General features: G+C 41.7%; 14 protein-coding genes, 1 tRNA gene and 1 other annotated feature. Of the genes, 6 read left to right on the top strand and 9 right to left on the bottom strand.

Annotated features, from left to right (window positions below; all coding sequences use genetic code 11):
• The first annotated feature begins 187 nt into the window (after nt 1–187).
• Entirely contained in the window at nt 188–1,057 is an 870-nt protein-coding gene (locus tag QP339_RS01715) for a hypothetical protein (RefSeq protein WP_284910146.1), read from the top strand.
• Between the two features lie 354 nt (nt 1,058–1,411).
• On the opposite strand, the gene QP339_RS01710 is transcribed toward QP339_RS01715, so the two are convergent.
• From QP339_RS01710 to arcA, 7 genes are all read right to left on the bottom strand, one after another.
• Nucleotides 1,412–2,110, bottom strand: coding sequence for a Crp/Fnr family transcriptional regulator (locus QP339_RS01710; RefSeq protein WP_284910145.1), 699 nt, complete (start codon nt 2,108–2,110; stop codon nt 1,412–1,414).
• A gap of 251 nt (nt 2,111–2,361) precedes the next feature.
• Entirely contained in the window at nt 2,362–4,056 is a 1,695-nt protein-coding gene (gene argS / locus QP339_RS01705) for an arginine--tRNA ligase (protein ID WP_284910144.1), read from the bottom strand.
• A gap of 48 nt (nt 4,057–4,104) precedes the next feature.
• Nucleotides 4,105–4,313 (bottom strand) — a binding site (T-box leader).
• Nucleotides 4,314–4,373: 60 nt separating this feature from the next.
• Nucleotides 4,374–5,312: a carbamate kinase gene (gene arcC / locus QP339_RS01700; protein ID WP_284910143.1), complete on the bottom strand. Its 939-nt coding sequence runs from the start codon at nt 5,310–5,312 to the stop codon at nt 4,374–4,376.
• A gap of 19 nt (nt 5,313–5,331) precedes the next feature.
• Complete coding sequence (locus tag QP339_RS01695) at nt 5,332–6,663, bottom strand: M20 family metallopeptidase (protein ID WP_284910142.1); 1,332 nt, start codon at nt 6,661–6,663, stop codon at nt 5,332–5,334.
• A gap of 22 nt (nt 6,664–6,685) precedes the next feature.
• Nucleotides 6,686–8,197 (bottom strand): YfcC family protein, encoded by a 1,512-nt coding sequence (locus QP339_RS01690; protein ID WP_502869641.1) that lies wholly within the window; start codon nt 8,195–8,197, stop codon nt 6,686–6,688.
• Between the two features lie 108 nt (nt 8,198–8,305).
• Nucleotides 8,306–9,310: an ornithine carbamoyltransferase gene (argF, locus tag QP339_RS01685; RefSeq protein ID WP_284910140.1), complete on the bottom strand. Its 1,005-nt coding sequence runs from the start codon at nt 9,308–9,310 to the stop codon at nt 8,306–8,308.
• A 216-nt stretch (nt 9,311–9,526) separates the two neighbouring features.
• The gene (arcA, locus tag QP339_RS01680; protein WP_284910138.1) at nt 9,527–10,747 is read right to left on the bottom strand and encodes an arginine deiminase; all 1,221 of its coding nucleotides are present in this window, start codon (nt 10,745–10,747) and stop codon (nt 9,527–9,529) included.
• A 236-nt stretch (nt 10,748–10,983) separates the two neighbouring features.
• On the opposite strand from arcA, the gene QP339_RS01675 reads away from it, so the two are divergent.
• Nucleotides 10,984–11,694 carry a B3/B4 domain-containing protein gene (locus QP339_RS01675; protein WP_284910137.1) on the top strand — a complete coding sequence of 237 codons (711 nt, stop codon included), beginning with the start codon at nt 10,984–10,986 and terminating at the stop codon, nt 11,692–11,694.
• Nucleotides 11,695–11,765: 71 nt separating this feature from the next.
• Nucleotides 11,766–11,839 (top strand) — tRNA-Arg (locus QP339_RS01670).
• Between the two features lie 148 nt (nt 11,840–11,987).
• Here QP339_RS01670 and QP339_RS01665 read toward each other — a convergent pair.
• Nucleotides 11,988–13,379, bottom strand: a complete 1,392-nt coding sequence (locus QP339_RS01665; RefSeq protein ID WP_284910136.1) for a YfcC family protein — start codon at nt 13,377–13,379, stop codon at nt 11,988–11,990.
• Nucleotides 13,380–14,087: 708 nt separating this feature from the next.
• Between QP339_RS01665 and QP339_RS01660 the strand changes: the two genes are divergently transcribed.
• Genes QP339_RS01660 through QP339_RS01650 form a run of 3 tightly spaced genes read left to right on the top strand, consistent with a single transcriptional unit; the run spans nt 14,088 to nt 15,938 of the window.
• Nucleotides 14,088–14,459 carry a GntR family transcriptional regulator gene (locus tag QP339_RS01660; protein ID WP_284910135.1) on the top strand — a complete coding sequence of 124 codons (372 nt, stop codon included), beginning with the start codon at nt 14,088–14,090 and terminating at the stop codon, nt 14,457–14,459.
• A gap of 3 nt (nt 14,460–14,462) precedes the next feature.
• Nucleotides 14,463–15,323 carry a phenol-soluble modulin export ABC transporter ATP-binding protein PmtA gene (gene pmtA, locus QP339_RS01655; protein ID WP_284910133.1) on the top strand — a complete coding sequence of 287 codons (861 nt, stop codon included), beginning with the start codon at nt 14,463–14,465 and terminating at the stop codon, nt 15,321–15,323.
• Nucleotides 15,324–15,938 carry an ABC-2 transporter permease gene (locus QP339_RS01650; RefSeq protein WP_284910132.1) on the top strand — a complete coding sequence of 205 codons (615 nt, stop codon included), beginning with the start codon at nt 15,324–15,326 and terminating at the stop codon, nt 15,936–15,938.
• Nucleotides 15,939–16,826: 888 nt separating this feature from the next.
• Here QP339_RS01650 and QP339_RS01645 read toward each other — a convergent pair.
• Nucleotides 16,827–21,048 (bottom strand): MiiA motif-containing surface protein (locus QP339_RS01645; RefSeq protein WP_284910131.1); only part of this gene is annotated, 4,222 nt, incomplete at its 5' end.

Genomic DNA, 21,048 nt, shown 5'->3' with positions numbered 1-21,048 from the left:
CTATTTATTTTATAATTAATTAAAAAGGAGTAATTATTTTGGATAAGAACAACGGCCATATAGATAATCATGAAGAAGACGACGTAATAAAGCAATTATACATATTATTGAATCTGCATTTATTTTGATTATATTTATCTTATATGGAAGTAGCTTGATTCACTCGAAATTACCTAACGAGCAAAGTATGGGGCAAATTATATTGATATACGCACTAGTCCTATTCACATATATAAATTATTTTTATTTCTGGAGAATCAGAGGCCTAGGATTTAAATGTAAAAATTTTGAACTGAACATTCAGAGCTTAAAAAACAACATTAATTTATTGATTAATTTCGCTATTATACTTGTGATTTTTGGCTTTGGTATTATGTTCATATTCATGTATAATACGTCCCATTTATTAATATTCTTATGTACAAATTGCTTTATTTGGATTATCTATCTCTTCTTTATTGAAAATGCGCCAGGCAACCTAGTAAAGACAATAGCACCACGTTTTTACACACTTTCAAAGCTAGAAAAAATAGTCATTTCTGCAGTAACCATTCCATATTTTTTATTAGCTCTAGAATTTGGAAATTATGAACTAAATGATTACTCAAAATTAAATTTCTTTATTTTAAGCAATAGAACTGAACAAGTCGTTGATCAGTCAACAATTCTTATAGAGCCTACGCCAACTAAACTAATCAATAAACGTTCAGATCCAAGTGACATAAACTATTCTATTTTGACCTTAGAATCAGAAGGCAAAACTTACCAAGTAAGAGTTCCTTATCAGTTTAATGAAAATATGGTGCTCAACCATTTTTACTTTATCCTCTTCTTATATTCGATACTCTATCTGCTACCAAAATTGGGCAGATTTATTACGGTTATACTTTATAATATAATTTTAGAAGATAATAAAACTAGCTTCATATATACCAAGCTAAGTCCTCTTCATATTCCAAAACACTATAATTTACCTGGAAAAATTTATTTTCTAATCCCTGATCGTAAAAAAACAATTGATCTTATCCTCACTGATTCTGAATCATCTCCCAAATAGTGAATACTAGCTTAGAAATATGCTGACCATCTCATATATCATCCTGAAAAATCGATTAAATTTTGTAGACTATCCTAGCATTTTTAAAAGTTTTATCCTATACTGATTATAGGGGATATTGTATACCTACGTTCTACTTTCGTCCTTGTCTTTGTGGGCGTAGGTTACAATATCCTTTTTTATTACTTAGTTAATGAACTCTCGCCTTTAAGATGACCACCAACTATCCACTAGAAAGCTTATAATAAAAAATTGGCAAGCTTAAATGACACAATAAGCTTGCCAATTTTTTATTCTAGAGCAATCGATCTAAATCTTCTGAAAGAGAACTTGGTATAGTATACTCACAAGACCTTACCACAACAATTCATTGAAGTAGTCTAAATCAAGGTAGATGATTTCTTGACGTGTAAAATCAATCCGATCCTCTTTAGTTAACTGCTTAACGACACGACCTGCCGTTTCTCGCGTCGTCCCGGAAACCGTTGCAAGTTCACCAATCGTTAATGGATAATCGATTACAATATTATCTCCCATACGCTGCCCCAGATCGTACATCCAAATGGCAAGCGTCTGAATCACTCGCTGTTTAGCACTGGAGATAGTGGTCATTTGAATCCGCCGCTCAGGAAATACGAGTACTTCGGCGATCATTTGATACATATATATCATTTGCTCATTATTCTGCATCGTAATCTTCTCCAGAAGATCACGTGGAATCATTAATAAGATGATTTCTGTTGCAGCAAATCCAGTATATTTGTTCATATTATCTGGGTTTAAGAACTCACCATAGAGTAAGAAGGAATGTGCTGTCACATAATCAATATATTGAAAGTCTCCTGTTTCGTCTGTCTTCTCCAAACGAATTAAGCCTTTCAACAAGTAGTAACAATAATTTTTATAGTCTTCTTGAAAGAAAAGAATCTGCCCTTTTCCAAATTGATGAATGATTGAATGACTCTTTATTTTCATCATTTCATCTTCTGTAAAACGCGAGAAAAATTCTTCATCTGATAAATTTTCCATATAATATTCAAAATCTCGGTTCACACTTAGGTCACTCCCCTGGTACACATTATTATAGAAGAAATTAAATTCATTTTGCTTTTTAACCTAAATTGTATCTTTATTCAATAAATAACATATCGATTGACTATCCATAGCATAAGTCTATATTACCACATCCCAAGTAGAGATTCACGCCTGACATTAATGTAAGACTATAATGCGTATTTTTATTGAATAAAAAACTCTCAGACAAAATTGATTTGCCTGAGAGAGTGCGTCAGCTTATCGCAGAATTACATCTTATTAGGAGCTGCAATACCTAGTAAACCTAGACCATCTTTCAAGACAATAGCAACTGCAGAAATCAGTGCGATTCTTGCTTCTAGTTGGTCATCATCTTCTAGAATACGTGTATTCCCATAATATTTATTAAAGGCTTGAGCTAAAGAAATTAAATATTTCGATACAACTGAGGGTTCATATTGTTTAGCTGCTCGAATAATTACCTTAGGATATTGCTCCAATAGTTTAACGATTTGCCAGCTATAGTCATCCGTCAGTACATGATCAGGGTTAGCTTCTACCTCTTTACCATATTTTTCGAGAATTGTTTGAATACGAGCATGAGCGTATTGAACATAGGGACCTGTCTCCCCTTCAAATTGAACTACTTCTTGTAAATTAAAATCAAAATTATGCAAGCGTTCATTCTTCAAATCATGGAAGATAACAGCACCTGGGCCGACTTGTGCAGCCACTTCTTCTTTATTCGGAAGGTCGGGGTTCTTCGTTTCAATTTGCTCATAAGCTAATTTAGTGGCTTCATTTAGCACATCTTCGAGTAAGACAATCTTACCCTTACGTGTTGATAATTTTTTCCCATTTAAAGTGATCAAACCAAATGGAATATGATGCATATCATCAGACCAGTCTTTACCCAATTTTTTCAATACAGCTTTCAATTGGTTAAAGTGGTTGGTTTGCTCGTTACCAACGATATAGAGGCTCTCCACAAAATCAAAGGTTGCTTTACGGTAATAGGCAGTTGCCAAGTCCCGTGTAAGGTAAAGTGTTGCCCCATCAGATTTCTTGATCAAGGCTGGTGGGAGGTCGACATCATCTAGACGAACAATTGTCGCTCCTTGCTCAATCTCGCTAATCCCTTTGTCTTCTAATTCATCAATAATCGGTTGCATCTTATCATTGTAAAAAGATTCGCCAGTATAATAATCGAAATGAACATTTAAGAGATCATAAACCTTTTGGAAAGCTTTAATTGATTCATCTTTAAACCAATTCCATAGGGCGACAACCTCTTCATCACCATCTTCTAAGGCTTTGAAAGCTGCACGGCCTTCTTCATCTAATGACGGATCCTCTTCAGCGCGTTCATGGAATTCAACATAGAGTTTCACTAGTTCATTCACAGGATCTTGGCGAACGGTTTCTTCGTCTCCCCATTTACGGTAAGCTACAATCAATTTACCAAACTGAGTTCCCCAGTCACCTAAGTGGTTGATTCGAATGGAATTATAATTCAATTTGTCAAGTATAAGAGCAATTGCATTCCCGATAACGGTCGAGCGCAAGTGACCCATTGACATTGGCTTGGCAATATTAGGTGATGACATATCAATAGTAATATTGCCGCCCTTGCCAATATCAGTGCTCCCATAATCGCTGCCTTGCTCTAAAACATTTGAAAGCACATGTTGAGAAACTAGCTCACGATTTGATTTAAAATTAATATATGGACCGACTGCTGTAATCTCTGTAAACTCTTCTTGATTTTCCAGACTTTCTGTTATCTCCTCAGCAATTTTTTGTGGCGCTTTTCTATAAGCTTTTGCGAGTTGAAAGGTTGGGAAAGCATAATCGCCAAATTCTGGATTAGCAGGAACTTCAATCAAATCCATGATTTCTTCTTTATTTAAATGCTCTTCTACACTAGAATAGATTAAATCAACAATTTTCTGTTTTTCATTCATATTTTTACCTCCATTAATTTATAAATAAAAGACACCCCCAGGAAAAGTCCTAGAGGTGTCTTTCAATAACACGGTACCACTCTAATTTAGATAATTAAATTATCCCTTTAGTCAATGTTAACGGATTGAGACCGGATAAAGCTATTGCTAGTTTCACTTTATCAGAAATCAAGTGCGGTTCAATAAGTTTAGAATTTTGGCTCTCATCATCCCAAATCGCTGTACTTCATCCACTTATTTACTCTCTTGATATTATTTTTATATATCATAATTATAGACTACATTACCATAGTCTAAGAGAAATTACAAGGCCCTTTTTAATTTTTAATGGTAGTTCCTGCGCCAGACTTGATTAATTCTCCTAGGTTTTCTAAGGAGGTAATCACCGACTTACGTTCTTCATGTCCATCAACAAATGCCATGGTTGCCTCAATCTTAGGCAACATTGACCCCGGTGCAAATTGATCTTCTTCGATATAAGTTTGTAACTGATCAATAGAAACTTCTTCTAATTTTTCTTGGTTTTCTTTGTTGTAGTTGATGTAAACATAATCAACACCAGTCAGTACAATGAATAGATCGGCATCAATTTCATGAGCTAATTGTTGAGAAGCAAAATCCTTATCGATAACTGCTTCTACACCTTCTAGGCCATTGTCTGTTTCAACTACGGGAATACCGCCCCCACCGGCTGCAACAACGACTTGTCCAGCTTCAATTAAACTCTTAATGCCTGCAATTTCTTGGATGCGCACAGGTTTAGGAGATGCGACAACCTTACGCCATCCACGTCCAGCATCTTCTTTAAAGCTAGCATCAGATTTTTCCATCTCAGCTTTTGCTTCTTCTTCGGTATAGAAAGGACCAATTGGTTTCGAAGGGTCTTTGAATGCTGGATCTTCTTTATCCACTACAACTTGAGTAACAACAGACGCGACTGATTTATCGATATTATTTTTTTGTAGTTCATTTTGTAAAGCATTTTGTAGCCAATAGCCAATGCTTCCTTCAGTCATAGCTACTAAGCTATCTAAAGGAAAGGCTGGATTTTTTGGGGAGTCACTTGCAATATGTTGTAAAAGCAAATTCCCTACCTGTGGCCCATTACCGTGCGTGATAATCAATTCGTCACCATTAGCAATGAGTTGAACGAGATATTTTGCTGTTTGTTCTAAGGCACTCTTTTGTGCTTCTGCGCTTGGGTCATCTGATAAGATGGCATTACCACCTAATGCAACAACAACTTTTCTTGACATATGATCTTCCTTTCTAGATTTAGTCGACTGCTAGTGCGCGAATAGCTTGCGCATAAATTTCCATTGCATCATAAAAATTCTTTAATGGCATGGCTTCGTTGATCTGGTGTTCAGTCATAGGAACACCAGGTAAACAGGCACCATAAGCCACACAGTTGGGCATCGTACGAGCAAATGTAGCGCCGCCAGAACTCATGGGTTTGGAATCGTCACCCGTTAACTCGCGATATACCTTTAGAAGAGTTTGAACAAGATCGCTATCTTCTGGTACATATAAAGAAGCTAAGTAATCGAATTCTTCATAGCGAAGCTCATATTCGCTCGCGACCTTTTCCAGTTCTGCCACCAGGGCCTCCTTGTTTGCTGTTACAGGAATCCGCATATCAATCCCTAATTTTGATTGCTTAGAATCAATACTTAATTGGGCAAGATTACAAGTGAGCCCCCCGCTCATCTCATCTTCAACTTCACCAAATAGATCTTCACCATTTGCCTTAGTAAAATGTTTACTAATAAATTCAAGCATTGGATGTTGATTACTTTCATTAAGAGCTTTAGCTAATTGAACTAAAGCATTGGTCCCTTGAGGTGCATCTTTAGCATGGATAGATTTGCCGATGACAGTTACTCCATTGCCATTTTCCTCATAGTTGGCTCCTATTTCCTCGAGTGAAGCTTTAATTGCATCTAAATCTTTACCTTGATACTTCGCTTGATCTGGCACCACATTTAAAGCATGTTGCACATCAAGACTGATCGCAACACTGCCTGGACCATATAAGTAGAGTTGTAGTAAGCCTTTCTCAGCAAAAGTTAAAGGGAAGGCTGAATCTGGTGCAAAGCCATAATCAGCTTGTTCTTCATTAGCATTGTAACGCTCCATACAGCGCCATAAGGTCTCTTCATCTGCTCCGAAGATAAAACGAACACGCTTATTCAATTTTTCTCCGCGATCTAATAGCGATTTTAGTCCGTACAGAGCTGCCACACTTGGCCCCTTGTCGTCTTGCGTTCCTCTCCCATATAATTTTCCATCTGCAAGATTTAGTTCAAATGGTGGAAAATGCCAAGCAGTTTCATCTCCAGTAGGAACAACATCTAAATGACATAAGATAGCTAATAGTTTCTCTCCCGAACCGATTTCTGCGTATGCATAATAACCTTTTTCGTCAATATGTGTTTGCATCCCCAGTGATTGACAGGTTTCCATCGCTACTTCCAAGGCGTGCTGAATGTTATCGCCAAAAGGTGTATGCACAGAGTCTTCATCAAGTACAGATGGAACGCTAATCCACTGATCTAAACTTCGTAGAGCTTCTTTCTGAACACTTGCGGTTAATTCATATTCCATACGGCTTCTTCCCTTCTATTCTCTAGAAAATTGCAAAGAGGACTAAGATAATGAGCGAAGCTGCTGCAAGCATTAAGATTAACTTCCACATAAATTTCCACCATGTAGTAATTTCAATTCCTGCAATCGCAAGCGCTGCCATAACTACTCCTGAAGTTGGTGTAATTAAGTTAACGATTCCTGCAGCTGATTGGTAAGCTGTAATGACTAAGCTTTGAGCAACGCCAGCGAAATCACCAAGAGGTGCCATAATCCCTACAGTTGCTGCAGCTAGCCCAGATGTTGAAGGAATTAAGAATGACATAGGTAGGTAGAAGAGATAAGTTAGAATAATAAAGAATCCTGAAGATAAGTTTGAAAGTGCCATTTCTCCCCAGTGCAGAACCGTGGCAGTAATTTGACCATCATTCATAATAACTTGGATCCCACGAGCAACCGCACAGATTAGAGCAACACTCAGTAAATCTTTAGCACCATCAATAAAATTATTCACGAAATCTTCTTCACTCATGCCATAAACGAAGGCAATAATGATACCCATTAAGAAGAACAGTACTGTAATTTCACCTAAATACCATTCACCAAAAGGAATGACACTTTGACCAACCAAAGCACCAAGGATTGGAATACTATTGATCCAATCATGAATATCATGGAAGATAGTAATACCGAATTCGCTCCAAGGGATTAAAGAAATCACCATAATTAAGAATGTGAATAAGAATAACCCCAATACGGAACGTTGCTTCGATGTAATTTGGTCAATGTTACCTTCAATTTTGAATTTTTCTTTGTCAGATTCATATTGATCCGCAATCAGAGAATTACTTGGATCTTTCTGGACTTTTTTCGCATATCTTGTAACATAACTTGCTGCAATGACATACATCACAACTAACATAATGACACGTGGAACAATACCGTCTCCCAGGCCTATTCCAGCCATTGAAGACGCAATCCCAGTTGCGAATGGATTGACTGTAGAAGCCAAACAACCAACACCTGAGCCAACAAGAACGACTGCAATCCCAACCATCGCATCAAAACCAACTGCTACCATCATCGGAATCAATAGAGCGTAGAATGGCACGGTTTCTTCAGACATCCCATAGGTACTCCCACCTAAAGCAAAGATACCCATTAAGATCCAAATTAAACGTGTCATATTATCCTTATTCGCACGGATTGCTGCACCAATCCCTGCATCAATAGCTCCTGTAACGGTAACGACTTGTAGGAATCCCCCTAAAACTAAAATGAATAGCGAGATTTGAATCGCACCTTCAGTTAATTTATTCCCTGTTAAACCAGCGAACGGAGCAGCCAATACGTCCCAAATACCTTGGGGATTACTTTCAATTGTCTGGTAGGTTCCAGAAATAAAGTCACCTGCATCCGTGACATCATACTGGCCCGCTGGAATTATCCATGTAAATATGGCAATGACAATTGTAATTAAGAATAAAATCGTAAAAGATGTTGGCATCTTAAAAGATTTTTTCTTTTTTTGACCTGCCTCTTCCATATCTCTCATCTCCTTTATTAAAATTTATAAATAAAAGGCCAGGATAAGAAGGCCGATGCCTCTCATCCTGACCCTCATTTTGTGCATTATTGAGTCAAAACACTAACCCTCTATTTCCTAAACTTTTGGAATGAAGAGGTTACCATTTGTTGCAGCCATAATCGCTTTAATTGAGTGCATGCGATTTTCAGCTTGCTCAAATTGGCGTGCATGTTCGCCACGGAAGACTTCATCTGTAACTTCCATTTCGCTGACATTGAATTTTTCTTCAACATCTTTACCATAAGTAGTTTCAGTATCATGGAATGCTGGTAAGCAGTGTAAGAAGATCCAATCTTCATTTTCAATATGTGATGTTAACTCTTTATTCACTTGATATGGTTTAAGTAAGTTAACACGTTCTTCGAATTTGTCTTCTTCACCCATAGATACCCAAACATCAGTATAGATAGCATCAGCATCTTTAACAGCTGCAACTACATCATCGGTTACTTTAACAGTAGCGCCTGATTCTTTCGCATAGCCTTCTGCCATTTTGACAATGTCTTCACTGGTTTGTAACTCTTTAGGTGCTGCAATTGTAATATTGACACCAATTAAAGCCCCCATAACAATCAAGCTATTTGCCATATTGTTACGGCCATCACCGCAGTAAACTAAAGTACGCCCTTCAAGTTCACCAAATTCTTCTTTCATTGTCATGAAGTCAGCAATCATTTGGGTTGGATGCCATTCATCAGTTAAGCCATTCCAAACTGGAACGCCTGCAAATTCACCGAGTTGTTCAACCACTTCTTGAGAGAAGCCACGGAATTCAATCCCATCAAACATGCTTCCTAATACGATAGCGGTATCTTCAACAGATTCTTTCTTACCTAACTGAATATCGTTAGCCCCTAAGAATTCAGGTGCTGCCCCTAAATCATTAGCTGCAACAGTAAAGGCTGAACGTGTACGTGTAGAGGTTTTTTCGAATAATAGGCAGATATTTTGCCCTTTCATATATTCGTGTGGAATCCCACGTTTTTTCAAATCTTTAAGATGAATTGAGAAATCAATTAGATACTTAAGTTCATCTGGTGTAAAATCGATTTCTTTTAATAAGTTACGTCCTTGAAACATATGTTTCCTCCTTTAAGGATAAATGAGTTTTTGCTTGCATTATTAAATCGTAGAGACCTATGACTACAATGTAGAATCTAAAAGTTAGTAAAAGTGGAATGTATATGTATTGGCTAAACACTATTAATAAATTGTTGTATGCCTGTTATAAAGTGGAGCTTAATTTTAGGAATATTATTGTCGGAATTTTATATGCTAACTACTTTTATGATCTTTTTAAATATCTTCACGGTATAGAGGCATTGACATGCAGCGAGGGCCCCCACGACCACGAACTAATTCACTACCACGAACTTCGTGTAATTTAATCCCGTGTTCTTTCAATAATTTATTCGTTACAGTATTACGGTCATAAACTAACACTTCACCTGGCGCAAGAGTTAAGGTATTTGAACCGTCATTCCATTGTTCACGAGCTGAAGCAACAATATCATCGCCACCACAGCGAATTAAGGTTACTTTTTCAATACCTAGAGCTTCTTGTAAGATGTTTTCTAATTCATCAACACGCTCTTCGATCTTAATATCATCACCGTCAGGAGTAATTGAATAGACTGTTAAGTCCCCTTCAATTTCAGGGTGAATAGTAAACTTATCATAATCAACCATCGTAAATACTGTATCTAAGTGCATGAACTTACGATTATTAGCAATAGAGAAAGCCAAGACTTCTTTATAGTCGGTTTCTTTAAATAGACGACGAGCTAATTTTTCAATTGAAGCTGCCCCTGTACGTTGAGAAATACCAACTGCTAAAGTTGTTGGAGATAGAACGAGTTCATCGCCACCTTCGATACGCGTCCGTTCGTCACGATCATAGTAACGTGGTACTGCATCGCCACCATATGTTGGGTGGTAGGTGAAAATATATTTGCCATATAAGGTTTCACGGTTACGTGTATCAGAATACATATGGTTCAACGTTACACCATGACTCATTGTTGCGAACGGATCACGTGTGAAATAAAGGTTAGGCATTGGATCAACTAAGAATGGATACTCAGAATCAACTAAATCATCAAGTGAAGCGGCTTCTCCAAGATCCACATCAATCTTCTTATACCCTTCCATAGTCTTAAGAACCATTTCAAAGGTATCTTCATAGGCGAGAAGGTCAGAACGGATAGCATCCCAAGCAGCTCCAGCTTCAAGACCTGTTTCACTTAACCATTCGTCAACAAATTGTTCCTTAACGTCAGCTTCATCAATTGCTTCAGCTACTAAACGTTCAAGATAGACAACTTCTACACCGAAATCTTCCATAGTTTTTACGAAGTTATCGTGTTCTTTTTGAGCTTCCTCTAAAAATGGAATATCATCAAACAGTAAACGATCGAGATAGTCAGGAACAAGATTTTCTAATTCTTTACCTGGTCTATGAACAAGTACTGTTTTCAGACGGCCAATTTCAGAAAATACATTAATCGCATGTGTCATTGTTCTTTCTCTCCTTCTTTATTTATTACACTTGTAGTATAACAAGGTGTTGTAAGCGATTCCTTTAGCTTTGTCACATATCGTATGTGAGATTTATCACATTTATGATTGCGCTTACATCACAATTTGAACTTCCATCCTTGTTCTAACAAGCTTTCTAGTAAAGAAAAAATAGAATTAAATTCAAAATAATTTTCGATTGATTTGTGATATGATTAACTTAAGGAGGAATATATATGAAAAAATTTACGATTGACCCAGCGGTTTTTGATCTCTTTCCAGATATAACTTTCCATATCTTTATTCTTAAAGGTATCAATAACCATAAACAAAACGAAGACTATCGAGAAAAGCTGCTCACCCAGGCCTGTCAAGAAGCGCAAAAATTTTTAACGGAAGAGACCTTCCGTTTCAATCCTATCGTAGCAGAATGGCGCGAAATTTTTAGAGCCTTTAAAACAAAGAAAGGGGCACGTTCGACCATTGAGGCTCTATTTAAACGCGTAAATAAAGGCGAGACACTTCGTCCAATTAATCCCTTAGTGGATTTATATAATAGTACTTCCCTAACTTATGGAGTACCAGGCGGTGGCGAAGATATTGAGAAGATCCAAGGAAATCTTACCTTCACCTTCGCTGAGGGTGGCGAGTCCTTCTTCCCTCTTGGACAAGAAGAATCGGATCCAGCCTTAGCTGGTGAACTTATATATAAAGATGATGCAGGCGCAGTATGTCGTAACTTTAACTGGCGAGAAGCACAACGTACCATGTTAACTGAAGAAACGCGCGATGCTATTCTTATATTTGAAAGTGTTTATCCCGAACAAATTAGCCGTGCTAATCAATTAATCGATTACTTTGAAGATCTCCTAAATCGCTATTTTGACCAAGAAGTCAAAGTTGAGATTTGTGACCAACACCATCCTTCTATCACAATCGCTGATTAAATAGTTAAATTTTACAGTTTAAAGCTTGCATTTTATTATCTTATGCATTATAATGGGTGTAGTTATGAGTCGCACCCATGGCTCAACTGGATAGAGTACCTGACTACGAATCAGGCGGTTGCAGGTTCGAATCCTGCTGGGTGCATAGATAAGGGAGTCTTCAATTGAAGACTCCTTTTTATAAATAAAAAGTACTGTTAGAACTCACTTCTTTCTCTGTTCACTATACGATAATTCTCCACTAGTGACAGAGGAAGGAGCCCTCTAACAGTACTTTTTTATTTTAATATGATTTAAAATGGTCCATAACCAATCAATTGAGCCGCTATAACAAAGATCAAACCAATAAGTAGCCAAATCACCATTAAAGGCATCGAGAATTTAACCCACTTAGAATATGGAATATCAGCAATAGCTAGTTGCGCCATTAGGATACCAGACATTGGCATAATGGAGTCCAGGAAGCCATTTCCTAATTGATAGCATAATACTGCAGTTTGGCGTGTGACCCCAAGAGCATCTGCTAAAGGTACCGTAATTGGCATTGTTACGGCTGCTTGCCCACTACCTGATGAAATAAAGAAATTAATAATAATTTGAACGATATAGATACCAACGGCACTTAATACGCTTGGCAAAGATGAAATCGCATTCGACATACCATTAATAATCGTGTCAATAATCATGCCATCTTCTAAGATGACAATTAAACTTTGAGCTAACCCTACAATCAGTGCTGCGTATACCATATCCTTTGCCCCTTCAATAAAGCCATCAGCAATTTTTCCAGGACGCATTTTTGCTACAAAGCCAGATAATATCCCCATTCCAATGAAAACAGCCCCAATTTCTTGGATATACCAGCCAAATCGAATGACACCAATCGCAATCAGGACAAAAGATAAAGCAAAAATGGCAGAAATAATTTTTTGCTGCAAGGTAAAGGGCTGTTCTTCTTTCTGTTTTTGGTCTTTTTTATTTGCTCGAGCTGCTTTCTCTTCTTCATATACGATACTTTGACTAGGATCAGCTTTTACTCTTTTAGCATAACGACTTAGATAAATTGTCGTGGCTAACCACACCACTACAAAGAGAATTAAGCGCAAGCCCATCCCTGAGAATAGTGGCAAATCAGCAATCGATTGGGCTACTCCCACAGAGAAAGGGTTCATGAAGCCTGCTGTAAACCCTAATCCTGCGCCTAAGCCAATCATACCAACACCAACTAAAGCATCGTAGCCTATTCCTCGTGCTAAAGTCACACCTAGTGCAATAAATAAAATGGTCTCTTCACTTAAACCAATAGTTGACCCTGCAATCCCCATAATTAAAAGGACAATTGGGATAACTAGCGCTTCTTTACCTTTTAATGCTCGTACAATACGACTTAGAGCTGCCTCAATAGCACCTGTCTGATTAATGACCCCAAAGGCTCCACCGACAACGAATAAAAAATAAGAAATATGTTGACTTCTTTCAAACCCCGTTGGCAAAGCTTTCAAAATATCAAATATACCCTGCGGATTCCTTTCAACGTAACTGAATGAAGAAGGATCAATAACCTCTCGCCCATCTACCATCGTACGTTCAAAGGCACCTGCTGGCACTATCCATGACATGATAGCTGCAATTACAATAAAACTAAATAATAAAACATATGTATGAGGCACACGAACTTGTCTCATATTTTTCCACAACCTATTCACAATTTTCCTCTCATTCCTTAATAACTCTCTAAATCAAACGAAATAACTATTATGTATGCGCTGGCATTTGTGGCAAGTTCAGTCCTTTCTTGAATTATTAAACAGATCCTCATCAAATCATCCAATTTAATATAGATAAATTCTATCATTTAATGAGAGATTCAACAAATGAAAAGGATTACATATCTAAAATTTTATTACACTCTCCCACCCCCTAAACAATAAAAGACATATCAAATCAGCTTTATAGCGTCTTTGATATGCCTTATTGTTATTTATACTTTTGCGAAAGATATTGAGAAGAAATACCTGCGATTATTTTATTGATTAATCTTTTTTCTTTTACCCTAAAGTTAGTGATGCAAAGCCCAAAAGTACGGATATTGTAAGTGCTGCTGTGGGTACGCCAGCAATAGCGTCTGTTTGTGGTAATTTACTGTTTACCATTTGGTGTCCTTTAGTAGCTTTTCTTTGAGATTTAGGGGTTTCCGTTTGATTAACCACTACATGGTTTGTTTAATCTTTAGTTCACCTGGCAGCTTGCTACCTGGGGTATTACCGCCTGGAGTATCGCCGCCTGGCTTTTTTTGCCTATCAATAACATCCTCCAATCAAACTTGACAACAGTTCCCTCACAGTATACACTGTGTATAAAGAATATACACTAGATACAAAGGAGCTGTGCCGATGAACATCACCCTATCCAAATTTTCCAAGCTGCCCTTATACCAGCAGATTGTCCAAGAGCTTAAGCGCAATATTTTATCTGGAGAATTGCAGGAAGAAGAGCAGTTGCCCCCGCTTCGCCAGTTGGCCAAAGACTTAGAAGTGAGCGTGATCACGGTCAAGAAGGCTTATGAGAAGCTTGAGCAGGAGCATTTTCTGATGACGGTGCCCTACCAGGGGACTTATGTGGCCCACTTAGATACAGATCAGATTGAAGCGAAGATCTTGGCTGAGATTGACCAGAACCTAGCAGAAATTACGACCAAGGCTAAGAGTATCGGCCTCAGCGCCCAGGACCTGGCTCAGCGCATACAAGATAGAATGGAGGAATAAGGAATGACTGACGCAATTGAACTGAAGAATGTCTCCAAGCATCTGGGAGACTTCCGCATTGACCAGATGAATTTACAAATCCCTAAAGGTTATATCACCGGCTTTATTGGCCCCAATGGTGCAGGCAAGTCGACGACTATCCGGCTGATTATGGATTTAGTCAAGCTAGATGCTGGTGCAATTAAAATCTTCGGGATGGACCACCAGGAAGCTGGCAAGGCGGTGCGTGACCGGATTGGTTTTGTCTATCCTGAGAATGTTTTTTACGAGAATTTGACGGTGGAAGCTATCGGCAAAGTTGTGGGTGGCTTTTATTCCAAGTGGGACACGAGCAAATTTCGTCAGCTCTGCCAGGACTTTAGCCTGCCGCCAAGGAAGAAAGTCAAGGACTTATCGACCGGGATGAAGGTCAAATTGTCACTGGCGGTGGCTTTGAGCCATCATGCGGACTTGATTATCCTGGATGAACCGACATCCGGCCTAGACCCCCTCGTTCGTTCGGAAATCCTCGACCTGCTCTATGACCTGATCCAAGACCAGAACAAGACCGTCTTCTTCTCCAGCCACATCACGACTGACTTGGAAAAGATTGCCGATTATGTGGTCTTGATCCAGGACGGGACGATTGTCATGGACGAGGCCAAAGACGACTTACTCGACCGCTTCCGCCTGGTCAAGGGAGCGACAGACCTGCTCGACGCCGACACCCAGCCCTTGCTGGCGGGGCTCAAGGAAACGTCTACCGGCTTTGTTGGCCTGACCCAAGAAGCGGACACTTTCCGTGAACTCTACGGCGACAAGGTTTTGATCGAACCCGCCTCCCTGGAAGAAATCATGGTTTATACTTTGAAAGGAGGCCAATAAATGAAAGCCTTATTAGTCAAAGACTGGTTGATCGGTCGCAAACTCTTATTTTTATCCTTAGTGGTGAGCCTTCTAGGCCTCTTTATCGTAGGGGATGGCCAGTTCCCGCTAACACTCGGCCTGCTTCTCGCCCTCATCCATATCCGAAACATCGACGGCCTGGACGACGAGAGAGTCTACCAGCAATTAATCCAGAGCCTCCCCGTCTCTCGCAGGGAAGTCGTCGCTGGCAAGATCCTCTCCCACCTCCTGCAAGTCGCCACCCTCATCCTTCCGCTCATTATCTTGAACGCCATGATCCCGGGCTACAGAGCCAACAGCCTGACTGAAATTCTCTTGCTAGGCCTGGCCGCGATCGTCCTACTCGTTGGCTACCAATTCTTCTATACCCTCTTCGGTCCCGTCTTCATGAACTACGTCAGCGTCGCCCTCTTCCTCGTTCTAATCACATTCGGCTGGACCATCTTCACCAGCGCCTTCGTCCAAGGCCTCATCAGCTACCTCCAGTCGCTCGACCCCACCCTTCTCGTCCTATCCGCCAGCCTGGTCTGCCTGGGCCTCGCTAGCGCACTCTTCATCCTGACCGTAAAGATTTATGAGCGTAAAGACCTCTAGTGGCTGTGTGGAAACCCCTGTTGATCTGAAAAGCGACTACGTGGTCGCTTGTAGACCTGGCAGGTGCGCTGGAATACGGTAATGTCGCTCAGACTTATGCCGTTTCAACAAGCCGGGCCTACTATTTTGAACCTCTTCCTACTATATTAGTACCCAATTTATAACAAGCCAGGCTGCCTCCCCCTCAAACGGACAAAAGAAGCAGCCTGGCTTTTCTATTTATGCTGAACTTCCTAGTTTTCCCTATGATGAAGCTCTTTCTCCGCGAGAAAGAACCTTTCCTTTTAGGAAAAGGCAGCTTCTAAAGGAGATGCTGCCTCTTCTCTTGGGAACTGGCAGCTTCTAGCCGACTCACTGCCTTTTCTCTTGGCTTATGTCCATTTCTCCCTGAGATACGGACAGATCTCTTAGCCCTATGACCGGTTCTCTCCAAGTTACGGACATATCCCTTACCCTTATGGCCGGTTCTTCCTGAGAAACGGACAGATCCCTTGCCCCTGTGTCCCTTTCTCTCCAAGTTACGGACAGATCACCTACTCCTATGACCGGTTCTCTCCGAGTTACGGACAGATCACCTCAGCTTTTGTCGCTAACTCTCCAAGATACCGACACATCCCTTCTCATTTGGCGCTAACTCTCCAAGATACCGACATAACCCTTCTCATTTGGCGCTAATTCTCCAAGATACCGACATATCCCTTCTCATTTGGCGCTAAGCCTCCGAGATACCGACATATCCCTTCTCATTTGGCGCTAAACCGCCCCTCCCAGACCTAGGCCAGCACTCCAAATTCTACTTCCTACTATTATACCCGCCCACGCAAAAAGCCCCCGCACATTCTCGTGCGAGGGCTTCTTCTTATTCAGCTTTAGCAATCAAGAAAAATTTTAGTCTTTCTTTTTGCCTTTGCCGAGTGCCAGCAAGCTACCAGCGCCGACTAAAGCGAGGGCGAGGCCGCTCGTTAGGCCGACTAGGGCTCCGGTTTGTGGGAGTTTGGTCTTCGTTTGAGCTGCTTTGGCATGGGCTTTGCCTGCTTGGCTAGCTTTTGGAAGAGCGCTTGCTTGTTTCTTGTCCACTTTAACAGTGCCTGGGGCTGCTTTTTGAGGAGCGGCTGGTTTGGTAGCTGGTTGAGCTGGAGCTGCTGGTGTTTCTGGTTTCGCTGGAACAGCAGGTTCTGGAGCAGCATCTGAACCATTATCGTCACGTCCAGCGGCATGGCCTTTGACTGGAACCACAACGACTTTCTTACCGCCTGGTAATTCAGGGTCGGAGATGGTCACAGTGATTGGGCCGTCAACGTTGGTGCCTGGGGTCACTTCCACTTCACCGGTTGCAGGGTTGATGACAACAGGGATGTCCTTGCCGTCTTCGTCCTTAGCGGTGACTGTGGTGTCCTTATCAGGGTTGTTCACCTTGATGCCAGTACCTTGTTGGTCGTTAGTTGGGTTAACTTCCTTAACTTGGGAGTCGTCCACGGTAGTTGGCTTCTTGACCTCAGGAGTTGCGCCGCCTTGAGCTTTCACGATGACCCATACTTGGGCAGCTTCGGTGGTGCCGTCTGGTAGGGTAACGGTCACATCGATGATGGCGTCGCCCACTTTATCGGTTGATGGAAGTGTTTGACCTTCATTGATGGTTACCTTGTAAGAGCCTTCAGGAACGCCGACTACAACGATGGCCTTGGTGATGTCGTCTGCGGTCAAGCTGTCGCCGACATGCTTAACAACTGGGTGGGATTCGATTGGGTAAGCAACAGCTGGGTCTCCCTTGCGTGTCGTTTCGCCCGTTGCCTTTTGAACCGTTGCCGTTTCAACAGCAGGCTTCTTACCTTCTTCGGTTTGTTCAACTGTCACCTTGTCCCCAGCGAAAAGTTTGTTGGCTGGAACTTTGACAGACCAGTTGCCGATACCGTCAACTGTGGTTTCGCCAATGACCTTGCCGTCCTTGTCTTTCACCACGATCTTAGCACCTGGCACCCCGTTACCTTCCACGATTTCGTCACCTTCATGGATGGCTTCAATCGTAGGTTTAGCGGATTGGTCAGAACCGTTGTCGTCGCGACCAGCTTCATGGCCTTTGACTGGAACGGTCACTTCTTTCTTGCCGCCTGGTAATTCAGGATCGGTGATCGTCACGGTGATTGGGCCGTCAACATCCTTACCTGGAGTGACTTCAACTTCGCCAGTTTCAGGGTTGATTACGGCTGGAATATCTTTGCCGTCTTCATCCTTGGCGGTCACTGTCGTATCCTTATCCGCATTGTTAACCTTGATGCCTGTGCCTTGTTTTTCGTCACTTGGGTTGACTTCCTTAACGGCTGAGTCATCAACGTTGGTCTTTTCGCGAACGAGGTCTGTACCTGGGATGGTGTCTTGTGAGCCATCTGGGTAGGTGATAGTTGCGGTGCCGTCCTTGCCAATTTCAACGGTGGTTGGCTTTTGACCGTCCTTAGGCGCTGGGAATTTATCCTTATTAGCGTCTTCGATAGCCTTCTTAACTTGAGCTTTTTCGTCTTCAGTTAAGTTAGTCTTGTCGGCTACAGGGGTCTTCTCAGCTGGGACAGTTGGGTCAGTAAGATCTGCTTGGGTCTTGTCTGAACCATTGTCGTCGCGGCCTGCTTCGTGACCCTTAACAGGAACGGTAACTTCTTGTTTGCCGCCTGGGAGATCTGGGTCGTTAACAGTTACCACGATTGGACCGTCAACATTTGTACCTGGAGTGACTTCCACTTCGCCGGTTTCTGGGTTGATGACAACAGGAACGCCCTTGCCGTCTTCGTCCTTAGCGGTTACTGTGGTGTCTTTGTCAGGATTATTGACTTTAATGTCGGTGCCTTGTTTAGCGTCTGTTGGATCAACAGGCTTCACATTCTTGGCGTCAACATTGGTCTTTTCACGAACTAAGTCGGTACCTGGAATGGTGTCTTTCGAGCCATCTGGGTAGGTGATGGTTGCAGTGCCGTCCTTGCCGATTTCAACCTTAGTTGCAGGTTGACCGTCCTTAGGCGCTGGGAATTTATCCTTGTTGGCGTCTTCAATGGCTTTCTTAACTTGAGCTTTTTCGTCTTCAGTTAAGTTGGTCTTGTCAGCTACAGGGGTTTTCTCAGCTGGGACAGTAGGGTCAGTTAAGTCTGCTTGGTTCTTGTCTGAACCATTGTCGTCGCGGCCGGCTTCGTGACCGTTAACAGGAACAACGAAGTCTTGTTTGCCTTCTGGGAGGTCCTTGTCTTCGACAGTTACAGTAATTGGGCCATCTACCTTAGTACCAGGTGTTACGGAAACCTTACCAGTTGCAGGATCAACGGTTACAGGAACATCTTGACCGTCTTCGTCCTTGGCAGTCACCTTGGTTGGGGTCTTGTCGTCTTGGTTCTTCACAACAAGGCCAGTGTCTTGAGGATCCTTGCTTGGCTTAACGGTCTTAGGTGTGCCTTCAACCGTAGTCTTAGGACGTTCAACCACTAAGTCGGTGCCTGGGATGGTGTCCTTAGAACCGTCTGGGTAGGTGATGGTTGCGGTACCGTCTTTGCCTACTTCAACAGTTGTTGGGTTTTGTCCATCTTTAGGAGCAGGGAACTTGTCCTTGTTGGCGTCTTCAACTTTCTTCTTAACTTCAGCTTGTTCTTCTGGGGTTAAGTTAGTCTTATCTTCGACTTCAGTCTTAGCTGGAACAACTGGGTCAGTAAGATCTGCTTGAGTCTTATCTGTACCGTTGTCGTCGCGGCCGGCTTCATGACCTTCGACTGGGACAACGAAATCTTGCTTGCCTTCAGGTAAGTCTTTGTCTTCAACCGTTACGGTGATAGGTCCATCGACCTTAGTACCTGGGGTTACAGAAACCTTACCAGTTGTTGGGTCTACGGTTACAGGAACATCATTGCCGTCTTCGTCCTTGGCAGTCACCTTGGTTGGGGTCTTGTCGTCTTGGTTCTTCACAACAAGGCCAGTGTCTTGAGGATCCTTGCTTGGCTTAACGGTCTTAGGTGTGCCTTCAACCGTAGTCTTAGGACGTTCAACCACTAAGTCGGTGCCTGGGATGGTGTCCTTAGAACCGTCTGGGTAGGTGATGGTTGCGGTACCGTCCTTGCCTACTTCAACAGTTGTTGGGTTTTGTCCATCTTTAGGAGCAGGGAACTTGTCCTTGTTGGCGTCTTCGATAGCCTTCTTAACCTTGCCTTGTTCTTCTGGGGTTAAGTTAGTCTTATCTTCAACTTCAGTCTTGGCTGGGACAACTGGGTCAGTAAGATCTGCTTGGGTCTTATCTGTACCGTTGTCGTCGCGGCCCGCTTCATGACCTTCGACTGGGACAACGAAGTCTTGTTTGCCTTCAGGTAAGTCTTTGTCTTCGACCGTTACGGTGATAGGTCCATCTACCTTAGTGCCAGGGGTTACGGAAACCTTGCCAGTTGCAGGATCAACGGTTACAGGAACATCTTGACCGTCTTCGTCCTTGGCAGTCACCTTGGTTGGGGTCTTGTCGTCTTGGTTCTTCACAACAAGGCCGGTGTCTTGAGGATCGTTAGTTGGCTTAACTGGCTTAGGTGTACCTTCAACCGTAGTCTTAGGACGTTCAACGACTAAGTCCGTACCTGGGATGGTGTCTTTCGAACCGTCTGGGTAGGTGATCGTAGCAGTACCGTCCTTGCCTACTTCAACTGTAGTTGGGTTTTGACCTTCTTTAGGGGCAGGGAATTTATCCTTGTTAGCGTCTTCGATAGCCTTCTTAACCTTGCCTTGTTCTTCAGGAGTTAAATTGGTCTTATCTTCAACTTCAGTCTTGGCTGGGACGGTTGGGTCAGTTGTTTCAGCTTGGGTTGGGTTTTCAGAAACTTTAACATTTACTGGCACTTCATCCTTGCTGCCGTCTGGGTAAGTCACAACAACAGTAGCTGGCTTGTCGCCTGGTGTCTTGGTGTCGACTGGTTCCTTGAAGTCAAACTTAGTGCCTTGAGGTAACTTGTCGGCATCCTTGATACCAGCTTTAGCGTCTGGTGTTTGACCAACTTTAGCGTTGATGTCTTGCCCTTGTGGAGTGTTCTTTTCTGCGTCGGTTAAGTCTTTGACCTTAACATTTACTGGAACTTCATCCGTAGAACCGTCTGGGTAGGTT

Origin of the sequence: Aerococcus sp. UMB7834 (assembly GCF_030215145.1) — a bacterium.
GTDB lineage: Bacteria > Bacillota > Bacilli > Lactobacillales > Aerococcaceae > Aerococcus.
The sequence above is the reverse complement of the archived record's forward strand: the minus strand, read 5'-3'. Positions and strand labels throughout refer to the sequence as shown.

What these genes read in the sequence shown, in the direction of transcription:
- argS (WP_284910144.1), bottom strand. Translation starts at nt 4,056, where the DNA reads ATGAATGAAAAACAGAAAATTGTTGATTTAATCTATTCTAGTGTAGAA.
- QP339_RS01665 (WP_284910136.1), bottom strand. Translation starts at nt 13,379, where the DNA reads ATGAGACAAGTTCGTGTGCCTCATACATATGTTTTATTATTTAGTTTT.
- pmtA (WP_284910133.1), top strand. Translation starts at nt 14,463, where the DNA reads ATGACTGACGCAATTGAACTGAAGAATGTCTCCAAGCATCTGGGAGAC.
- arcA (WP_284910138.1), bottom strand. Translation starts at nt 10,747, where the DNA reads ATGACACATGCGATTAATGTATTTTCTGAAATTGGCCGTCTGAAAACA.
- argF (WP_284910140.1), bottom strand. Translation starts at nt 9,310, where the DNA reads ATGTTTCAAGGACGTAACTTATTAAAAGAAATCGATTTTACACCAGAT.
- QP339_RS01650 (WP_284910132.1), top strand. Translation starts at nt 15,324, where the DNA reads ATGAAAGCCTTATTAGTCAAAGACTGGTTGATCGGTCGCAAACTCTTA.
- QP339_RS01715 (WP_284910146.1), top strand. Translation starts at nt 188, where the DNA reads ATGGGGCAAATTATATTGATATACGCACTAGTCCTATTCACATATATA.
- QP339_RS01675 (WP_284910137.1), top strand. Translation starts at nt 10,984, where the DNA reads ATGAAAAAATTTACGATTGACCCAGCGGTTTTTGATCTCTTTCCAGAT.
- QP339_RS01690 (WP_502869641.1), bottom strand. Translation starts at nt 8,197, where the DNA reads ATGAGAGATATGGAAGAGGCAGGTCAAAAAAAGAAAAAATCTTTTAAG.
- QP339_RS01695 (WP_284910142.1), bottom strand. Translation starts at nt 6,663, where the DNA reads ATGGAATATGAATTAACCGCAAGTGTTCAGAAAGAAGCTCTACGAAGT.
- arcC (WP_284910143.1), bottom strand. Translation starts at nt 5,312, where the DNA reads ATGTCAAGAAAAGTTGTTGTTGCATTAGGTGGTAATGCCATCTTATCA.
- QP339_RS01660 (WP_284910135.1), top strand. Translation starts at nt 14,088, where the DNA reads ATGAACATCACCCTATCCAAATTTTCCAAGCTGCCCTTATACCAGCAG.